Genomic DNA, 10,890 nt, shown 5'->3' with positions numbered 1-10,890 from the left:
AGGCCCCACCGCCGCGGCACCCATCGGCGTCTTCGACTCCGGCGTTGGCGGACTCACCGTGGCACGCGCCATCATGGACCAGCTGCCTCACGAACGCATCATCTACGTCGGCGACACCGCCCACGGCCCCTACGGTCCCCTCAAAATCGCAGAAGTACGCGCCAACGCGCTGCGCATCATGGATGAACTCGTCGACTCCGGCGTGAAAATGCTCGTCATCGCCTGCAACACCGCCTCCGCAGCGGTGCTCCGCGACGCCCGCGAACGCTACACCCGCCAGTACGGCATCCCCGTCATCGAGGTGATTCAGCCCGCCGCCCGCCGTGCGCTCGCCGCAACCCGTAACCGCAAGATCGGCGTGATTGCGACGGAGGCGACCGTCACCTCCCGCGCCTACGAGGACACTTTCGCGATTACCCCGAACCTTGAGGTGCACTCGGTGGCGTGCCCGCGCTTCGTGGAGTTCGTGGAGAAGGGCATTACCTCCGGCCCCGAGCTGCTGGAGACCGCCCGCGAGTACCTGCAGCCGCTCAAGGATGCTGGCGTGGACACCCTCGTGCTCGGCTGTACCCACTACCCGCTGCTGGCCGGCGTGATTTCCTACATTATGGGTGAGGACGTCACCCTGGTTTCCTCCGCGGATGAGACCGCGAAGGACGTGTACCGCGAACTGCTCAACCACGCCATTGAAAGCCCGGTCCCCGCGGAAAACCCGCACCACGAATTCCTCGCCACCGGCGAATCTGAGACGTTCTCGCAGCTGGCACGCCGCTTCCTCGGCCCCGAGGTCACCAACGTTCGCCACACCAGCTCCGTGGCGGAACGCTACCCGACCGGCTCGCTTGCCGCCATCACTCCCGAAATGCTCGCGGCGCACCGCAACATTAACCTCGGCGATGACGAGGCAGAATCCGACCAGGTAGCGGAGGCTACCGCAGGCACTGAATTTTCCGGCACCACCACTAAGGACGACTCCTCATGCGTCTAACCGTTATCGGTTGCACGGGTTCCTTTCCCGGCCCCGTCTCACCGGCTAGTTGCTACATGCTCACCGCCACGGACTTCGCGGGTCGAACCTGGCGCATCATCATGGACATGGGCAATGGCTCCCTTGGAATGCTCCAGCGCCATATCGACCTGAGCGATATCGACGCGATCCTGATTTCGCATCTGCACCCGGACCACTGCATTGACCTGTCCGGTCTGCACGTGGCGGTCAAATGGGATCCGCGCGGCTGGCCCAAGGGCCGCATTCCGCTGTACGGTCCCGCCGCGATTAACGAGTACCTTTCGGCGACTCACGGCCTGGACCCGGATCCGGGTATGAGCACCGAGTTCGAGTACCACACCTGGACTGAGGGTGAGCCCGTGCAGATTGGCCCGTTCCGCATGGAGCCGTTCCGCGTGGTTCACCCCTCGAAGGACCCGTACGCCCTGCGCATCACTTGCAACGACCGCGAGGGCCACACCGTGTTCTCGTATTCGGGCGATACCGACCTGTGCGAGGGCCTGGTTAAGGCTGCGCGCGGTGCTGACCTGTTCCTCTGCGAGGCGGCATACCAGGAGGGCCGCGATGATGCCCTGCGCGGTATTCACCTGACCGGCAAGCGTGCCGGTGAGGCTGCCACGGAGGCGGGCGTGCGTAACCTGCTGCTGACCCACCTGCCCGTGTGGAACGACCCGGACATCGCCTACGCGGAGGCGCGCAGTGCCTTCTCCGGCCCGGTCGGCATTGCCGAAATGGCGGCAAGCTACCGCATCTACCCGCGCCCGACGGAGGCTCACCCGGTCACGTCCACCCTGAACGTGGTAGAGGTGCTCGATCCGCCGCTGAACACCGCGATTGCGCTCCCTAAGCCAGATCTAGACTAGGCGAAGCCCGAGCTGGACTAGACCAAACCCGAGCTAGGCTAAAACAACCTGGACTAGTGCAAACTGCGCTCAGCCCCGCCCACTTTTCGACATAGAGTCAACAGACAGACACAGATTCCGCAGACAGATTCAAGGAGAACCCATGACTGCAACCCGCGAAGACGGCCGCGCCCTCAACGAACTGCGCCCCATCACCATTACCCGCGGCTGGTCCCGCAATGCTGAGGGTTCCGCCCTCATCGAGTTCGGCAACACCCGCGTGCTGTGCACCGCATCCTTCACCGAGGGCGTGCCGCGCTGGCTCAAGGGTGAAGGTAAGGGCTGGGTGACCGCCGAGTACGCGATGCTGCCGCGCGCCACCAACACCCGTTCTTCTCGCGAGTCGCTCAAGGGCCGCGTGGGTGGCCGCACCCACGAGATTTCTCGCCTGATTGGTCGCTCCCTGCGCGCGGTCATCAACATGGACGAGCTGGGCGAGAACACCATCGTGCTCGACTGCGACGTTCTGCAGGCTGACGGCGGCACCCGCACCGCCTCCATCACCGGCGCGTACGTGGCGCTGGCTGACGCTATTTCTTGGGCGAAGGAGCAGAAGATTCTGCCCGCTAAGGCGAACCCGCTGATTGATTCGGTGTCCGCAATTTCGGTGGGCATTATTGACGGCACCCCCATGCTGGACCTGCCCTACACCGAAGACGTTCGCGCCGAGACCGACATGAACGTGGTCGTCACCGGCAGCGGCAAGTTCGTTGAGGTTCAGGGCACCGCCGAGGGCGCGCCTTTCGACCGCGACGAGCTCAACAGCCTGCTCGACCTGGCGCTGGAAGGCACCGCAGAGCTGGCTCAGATTCAGCGTGAAGCACTGGCACACTAACCCGTCCCAGTAATTAGTTCCGTCGACAAGGAGAAACTATGGCAGACGCAAAGATTGTTCTGGCAAGCCACAATAAGGGCAAGCTCAAGGAACTGCGCGAAATTCTGCGCGGACGCATTGACGGCCTGGACGTTGACACCCAGGTGATTGACGCCTCCAGCGTGAACGCCCCCGACGTTCCCGAGACTGGCGTGACCTTCGCGGAGAACTCCCTGCTGAAGGCGCGCGCTGTTGCCGAGGCAACCGGCCTGGTCGCTATTGCTGACGATTCCGGCCTGTCGGTGGATGTGCTCAACGGCGCTCCCGGTATTTTCTCGGCACGCTGGGCGGGTCGCCACGGCGATGACTCCGCGAACCTGAACCTGTTGCTGGCTCAGCTGAGCGATATTTCTGCCGAGCACCGCGGCGCGAAGTTCTGCTGCGCGGCGTCAGTTGCTTCCCCGAACGGTTTTGAGGCGGTCGAGTACGGCGAGCTGCCCGGCGAGCTGCTGACCGCACCGGCGGGTGAGGGCGGCTTCGGCTACGACCCGATTCTGCGCCCCGTGGAACTGAACGGTGAGAATGCCCTGTACGAGGGCCAGTACGCCGGCAAGTCCTGCGGGGAGATTCCCGCGGAGATTAAGAACTCGATTAGCCACCGTGCGCGTGCTTTTGAGGCACTGATTCCTCAGATTGCGGCGGCGCTGGCATCCTAAAAACCGCTGTCTAAAACTGTCGCTGAGGCATCAGAGCTTACTTGCTGTGCCGGTCTGATGGGTGAAAACGCGGGGTTGGGGCACGAATTCTTCGTGCATCCCCCTAAAATCCCCCACAGGGATACCAATTAAAGGCACAATAGTGTGAGAAGCTTTACCTCAAGGTTAGTGACACCAAAGAACTCGTCTGCTGAAGGTACCTTCGGCAGGCGAGTTTTGCTATTGAAGAGCATTTCAACGGTGCATCTGCCCGATGCCCGCCCGTCACCGACCGCGGTATAAAACCTGCAGCGAAAGAGACACACCGATGCTCATCCTTCTTCTGCTGATGGCACTCGCCCTTGCCGCCGGCTGCTGGGCGTACTCCTACGTGTGGCGCGGCCTGAACCGCCGCGTCATTGCCGCCGTGAAGGTGGTCGATCCGATGATTACGCTCGGCCCGTACGTCATGGCGGCGTGGGTGGCGTTCATGGCTCTGATCGCCACGAATATCTGGGCGACCGGAACCCTGCACACTGTGCTGACGATTATTTTCTGCGTGGTTGCCGCAGGGTGCCTCGGCTGGGCTGGATTCTGGCTGCTCATGCACTGCCTGGGTGGTCAGACCCCCGGCAAACGCCCGATGTGGTGGCGTGAGGCGGTTGCCGCGAAGTTCGCCTGGCGTAACCTGTCCCGTATGCCCGCCTACCTGGGTGCCCGCACCAGCATCCTGCCGGTCGAGAACCCGCACCTGACCAAGCCGTATTCGGGTTCGTGGACCCGCCCGCTGGGTGCGACCATGCCGGGGTACAGCTCCAACGGTGAGTTTATTGAGGGCTTTGACGAGTTCGGCCGCAAGATGCCGCGCCTCTACCCGGTGGGCCCCGAACCGACCATCTTTGAGATGGCGCGCTGGGGTAAGTCGGTGAGCTCCGATCAGCTGCTGACGACCTTCCTGCCGACTGCGCCGTTTGAGCGTCTGCGTCTGCCCGGCACCATGACGGGCCCCTTCACCTTTGCGGGGGAGGTGCCGCACGGTGCGGTGACGAAGTGGCCTCGCCGCAGCGGCGCGAACCGCGCCTTCGGCTCCTACGCGCGTCTGGGTGAAATCACCGAACGTAAGGTGGAGCTGCTGGTCGACCACCGCATCATTGCGGCGCTGCAGACCACCCGCGAAAGCTACGAACGCCGACACAGCTGGATGCTCGCCTTCACCGACATCGCCGACGGCGACTTCACGATGGATGCCGACGAGAACGGCAACCTGCGCATCACCTTCGGCATGATTACCGAAGGCTACGAGACCCCGTGGGTCTTCACCAGCACCCTGAAAGACAGCACCCACCTGCGCCGCAAGGTACGCCACGCCATGAGGGAACGCCGCGTGCTCAAGCAGAGCAGCGGCGAGCTGATGGACTGGTACTTCGTGCCGAAGCTCAGCGAATTCCCGCACGGCCCGGTCACGAATGAGCTTCCCGAAGAGTTCTACTTCAAGTCCAATATCATGGTCACGAACCGTCACGAGAGCTCCTCGCGCGCCTCGGGTGAGGCACACTAGGGGAAAGAACGTGGGAGCAGAGCAGCGCATTAGCGGTGACTGTCTTAATCACTCTTTTCCCCAAGCCACGCTAGAATAGAGTTCCGAACGTTGAACGCTCTGCGGGGCACGACACGCGTCGTGCCCCGCTGTCGTTCTGCCCCCGTAGCACTTGAGCCGGACTCGCACTCCGTCCGGTGGCACGCGTTCACCACCGCAGACATATTCACCCGAAAGGAATCCCGTGGCGTCTTCGAACTACACCGCCCGTCACCTCTCCGTGCTGGAAGGTCTGGAAGCTGTACGCAAACGCCCGGGTATGTACATTGGCTCCACCGACTCGCGCGGCCTGATGCACTGCCTCTGGGAGATTATCGACAACTCGGTGGATGAGGCGCTCGCCGGTTTCGGCCAGTCCATTCAGGTCATTTTGTACCGTGACGGTTCGGTTGAGGTGCGCGATGATGGCCGCGGTATCCCCACCGACATTGAGCCGCGCACCGGCCTGTCCGGTGTGGAGGTCGTGTTCACTAAGCTGCACGCCGGCGGTAAGTTTGGCGGCGGCTCCTATAACGCGTCCGGTGGTTTGCACGGTGTGGGCGCTTCCGTGGTGAACGCGCTGTCTTCCCGTCTGGACGTGCAGGTGGACCGTGGCTCGAAGACCTACCAGATGTCCTTCCGCCACGGCATTCCCGGATTCTTCGAGTCCGGCCGCACCCCCAAGCCCGAAGATCCGTTCACTCCCGCAACCGAGGGCACTGACGCTCTGCAGATTGTGGGTCGCGCTAAGCGCGGCGTGACCGGCACCCGTGTGCGCTATTGGGCTGACCCGCAGATTTTCACCCCCGACGCTAAGTTCAGCTACGAGGACTTGGCTGCTCGTGCGCGCCAGACCGCGTTCCTCATTCCGGGTCTGCGTATTTGCATCCGCGATGAGCGCCGACTGCCCGGCACTCCCGGCGAGTTGGAGCCCCACGAGGAAGTTTTCCAGTACGACGGCGGCATTAGCGAGTTCGTCGAGTTCCTGGCGCACGATGAGCGTATTACCGACACCTGGCGTTTTAGCGGCAGCGGCTCTTTTACTGAGACCGTGCCCGTGCTGGGTGAGGACGGCCGCTCGCAGCTGACCGACGTGGAACGCGATTGTGAAGTGGACGTTGCGCTGCGCTGGGGCATTGGCTATGAGACGACGGTCCGCAGCTTCGTGAATATTATTGCCACCCCCAAGGGCGGTACTCACACGACCGGTTTTGAGCAGGGCCTGCTGCGCGTGATGCGTAAGCACCTTGCCGATAACGCCCGCAAGTACAAGGTGGGTAACGACAAGATTGAGAAGGACGACGTGCTCGCCGGCTTGACCGCCGTGCTGACCGTGCGTCTTGCCGAGCCGCAGTTTGAGGGTCAGACCAAGGAGATTCTGGGTACCCCGGCGGTTCGCCAGATTGTGTCGAAGGTTGTGGGTGATGCGCTGAAGGCTCGCCTGGAGTCGACCGCCCGTGCGGAGAAGGCTCAGGCGGCAGCTCTGTGCGAGAAGGTCGTCTCTGAGATGAAGACCCGCGTCTCGGCGCGTATTCATAAGGAAACTCAGCGCCGTAAGACCGCGCTGGAGTCTTCGTCCATGCCCACTAAGCTGGTGGATTGCCGTTCGACCAACGTTGAGCATTCTGAGCTGTTCATTGTGGAGGGTGACTCGGCGCTGGGTACTGCGCGTCTGGCGCGTTCTTCTTCGTATCAGGCTCTGCTGCCGATTCGCGGTAAGATCCTGAACACTCAGCGTGCTTCGGTGACTGATGTGCTCGCGAATGCTGAGTGCGCGGCGCTGATTCAGGTGATCGGTGCGGGTTCGGGTCGTACCTTTGACCTGGACTCTGCTCGCTACGGCAAGGTCATTATGATGACCGATGCGGACGTGGACGGCGCCCACATCCGTACCCTGCTGCTGACCCTGTTCTACCGTTACATGCGTCCGCTGATTGAGGCGGGTCGCGTGTACGCTGCGGTTCCGCCTCTGCATCGTGTGGAGGTGGTGCGCCGCGGCAAGCCGAACGAGATGGTGTACACCTACTCGGAGAAGCAGTTGCATGAGCTTCTGGATTCTTTGCAGGAGCAGGGTGTGTCCTATAAGGAACCCATTCAGCGTTATAAGGGTCTGGGTGAGATGGACGCTGACCAGCTGGCTGAGACCACGATGGATCCGCGTCATCGTATGTTGCGCCGTATTCGCATTGAGGATGCGGAGGCTGCCGAGCGTGCGTTCTCCTTGTTGATGGGTTCTGAGGTGGCTCCGCGTAAGGAATTCATTATTGCGGGTGCTCATCAGCTGGATGCCGAGAGCATTGATATGTAGAGCATCGATATGTAGCGTGCGGTACCTTGCGGGGCATTGCGGTGCCTTGCGGGGCAGTGGTGGCTGGCGTGTCACAATCCATGAATTTTGTGTGAGAATAGTCACGCAATTCTCGGAGATTCCGCGTAAATTCCGCATGAAACAGGCAAATTTAAGCTTTGAGCACTACTTGAAGCACCTGTCACAATCACGAAATCTGTCACCAAAATTTTGCAGAAAATATTAAAAACTGCAATATTTCACCAAGGTTCCGAAACTGCTTCTCAACCCCGCAAGGCACCATCGTGTCTCATTCCTCTCACCACCCTTGCATCGAGGGATAACGTCCAAGGTACCTTTAGCGAAACGTCAAACAATAAACGTCCATACTATGCACAGCCTACTCACAGCTTCTTAGGAAAACCCTGTACCTTAGAAGCATGAGAGACACTGTGTCAGTAACTCTCGTATGCCCTCCATCGATGGTGGACTACCCGAAATCTGGCACAAACGCACATTAAGTACACACATAGTAAGGACCTATCAATGGATCCCCTTGATTTTGGTAGGTGGCAGTTCGGTATTACCACCGTCTACCACTTCTTCATGGTTCCGCTGACTCTGGGTCTGGGCCTTGTGGTGACCTACCTGTACATTTGCTACGTTCGTACCAAGAAGGACGAATACAAGCGCATGACGAAGTTCTGGGGCAAGCTGTACCTCATTAACTTCGCTATGGGTGTGGCCACCGGTCTGGTTCAGGAATTCCAGTTCGGCATGGCGTGGAGTGAATACTCCCGCTTCGTCGGCGACGTCTTCGGCGCTCCGCTGGCAATGGAAGGCCTCTTCGCCTTCTTCGTTGAGTCGACCTTCCTGGGTCTGTGGATCTTCGGTTGGGACCGCCTCAAGCCTGCTGTACACGCATTCTCGCTGTTCATGGCAGTCCTTGGCTCCTGGATTTCTGCATTCTTCATTCTGGTTGCAAACTCCTGGATGCAGCACCCCGTTGGCGCAGAAATGATTGACGGTCGTCCCCGCATGACCGACATTGGCGCAGTGCTGATGAACCCCCTCGCATGGGTGACCTTCTCTCACGTCATCACCGCATCCATTCAGGTCGCCGGTGGCTTCCTGGTCGGTATTGCCTGGTACAAGCTGTGGCGTCGCCGCAAGGACGGCATCGACAAGGTCGTTGACGGCAAGGTCGTCGTTGGTGAGTCCGACAAGGGCGCACGAGACAAGAAGGACTTCCAGGTTTGGCTCAAGTCCCTGCGCCTGGGCGCAGTCGTTGGTCTCCTCGCGTTCGCAGGTGTTGGTGCATCCGGTCACCTGCAGGCACAGATGATGATTCACGAGCAGCCCCTCAAGATGGCTGCCGCCGAGGCCGCCTGCCACGACGGCACCTCCTTCTCCGTTCTGACCGTCGGCGAGCTCGGCGCTCAGAGCTGTGACAAGATCACCCCCATCATCGAGGTTCCCGGCGTGCTGTCCTTCCTGGCTCACGACAACTTCGACACCCCGGTGAAGGGTATTCAGACCCTGCTGCCCGAGTACGAAGCTAAGTTCGGCACCAACCTGCCCAACAACCCGCTCTACGGCGAGCGTGCAGGTCAGAAGATTGACTACCTGCCCTCCCTCGAGGTCTCCTACTGGGGCTTCCGCGGCATGATTGGTCTGGGTGCAGTCGTACTGCCCCTCTACCTCTACGCACTGTGGGTAACCCGTAAGAAGGGCGTTGGCACCGTTCCCGAGTCCAAGCTGCTCAAGAACGTTGCTGTCTGGTCTATCCTGGCTCCCTTCTTTGGCATCTCCCTCGGCTGGATCTTCACCGAAATGGGCCGCCAGCCCTTCGTTGTGGCTCCGAACCTTCAGGGTGACCCCTCGATTCACCTGTTCACCGCAGCAGCTATCTCCCCGGGTGTTTCTGGTGAAGAAATCCTCTTCTCCCTGCTCACCCTGGGTCTGCTCTACGGTGTGCTGATGGTGGTTGAGGTTTACCTGCTCATCAAGTACGTCAAGGCCGGTGTGGTGGCAGCAATGCCCGAGCTGGTTCAGTCGCACCACGAGGACGAGTCCAACGACAAGTCCAAGCGCGATGTGCTGGAGTTCGCCTACTAGGCGGGTAAGGATTGATTCACCATGAACTTTGATTTCAATATCTTTGCCGGTCAGCCTGGCCTGCCCACCCTCTGGTTTGTAGCCATTGGCGTCTTCCTCATCATGTACATGATTCTCGACGGTTTCGATCTGGGTGTCGGTATGCTGATGGGTTCCAAGTTCAGCAAGAACGAGAAGGAACGTCGTCTGCTGCTGAACATCATCGGCCCCGTCTGGGACGGCAACGAGGTGTGGCTTGTGTCCGGCGGTGCTGCTATCTTCGCAGCATTCCCCATCTGGTACGCAGCCCTCTTCTCGGCTCTGTACATCCCCCTGACCCTTGCGCTGGTCTTCCTGATTCTGCGCGTGGTCGCAATTGAATACCGCGGTAAGAAGAACGACGAGAAGTGGATCCGTAACTGGAACATCGCTCTGTCCGTCTCCTCCTTCGGTATCGCACTGCTCGTCGGTGCTCTGCTGGGCCTGACCTCCATGGGTCTGCCCATCAACGACAACGGTGACCGCGTCGGTGGCGCCTTCGCTTGGGTCTCCCTGCCGGTTCTGCTCGGCGGTCTGGGCTTCGTTGGCTTCTCCCTGGTTCAGGGTCTTGCCTTCATCGCTCTGAAGACCGACGGCGATATCCGCGACCGTGCCCGCAACACCCTGGTGCGCTGGGCTCCCGTCCTGCTGTTGCCGATTGTTGCATGGGTTCTGGCTCTGGACTTCACCACCGGTAACGGCATCTCCTGGCTGTGCACCATCCTGGCTGTGGTTGCTGTTCTGATTGCTTGGATCTCCGCAAAGGGTGGCCGTGAGGGTCGCGCTTTCGCTGGTCTGTCCGTGTTCCTCGCATTCGGTGCGCTGGCAATCTTCACCGCAATGTACCCGAACGTTCTGCCCTCCACCCTGGACCCGGCATACTCGCTCACCATTGCGAACGCATCCAGCTCTGAGTACACCCTGGGCGTTATGACCTTCGTGACCTGCCTTGGTCTGCCGGTCGTCTTCGTCTACCAGGCATGGACCTACTGGGTCTTCCGTAAGCGTCTGCACGTGGATCACATCCCCGAAGCACACGACGCTACCGAACTGGCTGAACTGCCGACCAAGTAGCATATAGCTGATTGAAGGATCCCCCGGATTTCTCTTGCGAGAAGTTCGGGGGATTTTTCTGTGCCCTCAGAGGATATTCTCGCAGAGGATGCAGCTCGCGGCAGGCGAGTGGGTGCGCAAAAATTTTTGGTGCACACCCCCCCCGGATTTAAGGCGCGACAAGGCACGAAAAGTGTAATGTGGTGAGCAACTCACTCCTATGAAAGGTGTTCAACGATGAAATCTCTCAACCGCCGCACCGCCGCATCCGCTCCTCGCACCGGAACAGCCCCGCGCACCGGCACGCGCCGCCGTCTGCTCACCACGGGCGCCCTGCTCTGCATCGGCATCATGCCTCTGAGCGCATGCTCGCTCTTCAACCCGCCGCTGGAACGCGACGAAAGCGTCCACGCCGTCT

8 protein-coding genes and 1 pseudogene are annotated in these 10,890 nt (G+C 60.6%); all 9 read left to right on the top strand.

From position 1 onward, the window contains the following. Positions 1-988, top strand: a 988-nt coding sequence (murI, locus tag HXO69_RS07720) for a glutamate racemase (protein ID WP_296546332.1), incomplete at its 5' end; no start/stop codon positions are given. Continuing rightward, positions 979-1,872 carry an MBL fold metallo-hydrolase gene (locus HXO69_RS07715; RefSeq protein ID WP_296546330.1) on the top strand — a complete coding sequence of 298 codons (894 nt, stop codon included), beginning with the start codon at positions 979-981 and terminating at the stop codon, positions 1,870-1,872. The genes murI and HXO69_RS07715, both read left to right, overlap by 10 nt. A 142-nt stretch (positions 1,873-2,014) precedes the next feature. Continuing rightward, on the top strand, positions 2,015-2,746 hold the full coding sequence (gene rph / locus HXO69_RS07710; protein ID WP_005506419.1) for a ribonuclease PH: 732 nt from the start codon (positions 2,015-2,017) through the stop codon (positions 2,744-2,746). Between the two features lie 38 nt (positions 2,747-2,784). Continuing rightward, the gene (locus HXO69_RS07705) at positions 2,785-3,441 is read left to right on the top strand and encodes a non-canonical purine NTP pyrophosphatase (RefSeq protein WP_296546328.1); all 657 of its coding nucleotides are present in this window, start codon (positions 2,785-2,787) and stop codon (positions 3,439-3,441) included. 307 nt (positions 3,442-3,748) lie between these two features. Then, complete coding sequence (locus HXO69_RS07700) at positions 3,749-4,978, top strand: peptidase E (protein WP_296546326.1); 1,230 nt, start codon at positions 3,749-3,751, stop codon at positions 4,976-4,978. 223 nt (positions 4,979-5,201) lie between these two features. Continuing rightward, positions 5,202-7,304 carry a type IIA DNA topoisomerase subunit B gene (locus HXO69_RS07695; protein ID WP_049346332.1) on the top strand — a complete coding sequence of 701 codons (2,103 nt, stop codon included), beginning with the start codon at positions 5,202-5,204 and terminating at the stop codon, positions 7,302-7,304. Positions 7,305-7,829: 525 nt separating this feature from the next. Next, positions 7,830-9,401 carry a cytochrome ubiquinol oxidase subunit I gene (locus HXO69_RS07690; protein ID WP_296546325.1) on the top strand — a complete coding sequence of 524 codons (1,572 nt, stop codon included), beginning with the start codon at positions 7,830-7,832 and terminating at the stop codon, positions 9,399-9,401. Between the two features lie 21 nt (positions 9,402-9,422). Further along, on the top strand, positions 9,423-10,493 hold the full coding sequence (gene cydB / locus HXO69_RS07685; RefSeq protein WP_296546323.1) for a cytochrome d ubiquinol oxidase subunit II: 1,071 nt from the start codon (positions 9,423-9,425) through the stop codon (positions 10,491-10,493). Between the two features lie 216 nt (positions 10,494-10,709). Continuing rightward, a pseudogene (locus tag HXO69_RS07680) lies at positions 10,710-10,890 on the top strand (multidrug transporter); the annotation flags it as partial.

The organism is Rothia sp. (in: high G+C Gram-positive bacteria), assembly GCF_015265375.1.
Taxonomy (GTDB): Bacteria; Actinomycetota; Actinomycetes; order Actinomycetales; family Micrococcaceae; genus Rothia.
The sequence above is the reverse complement of the archived record's forward strand: the minus strand, read 5'-3'. Positions and strand labels throughout refer to the sequence as shown.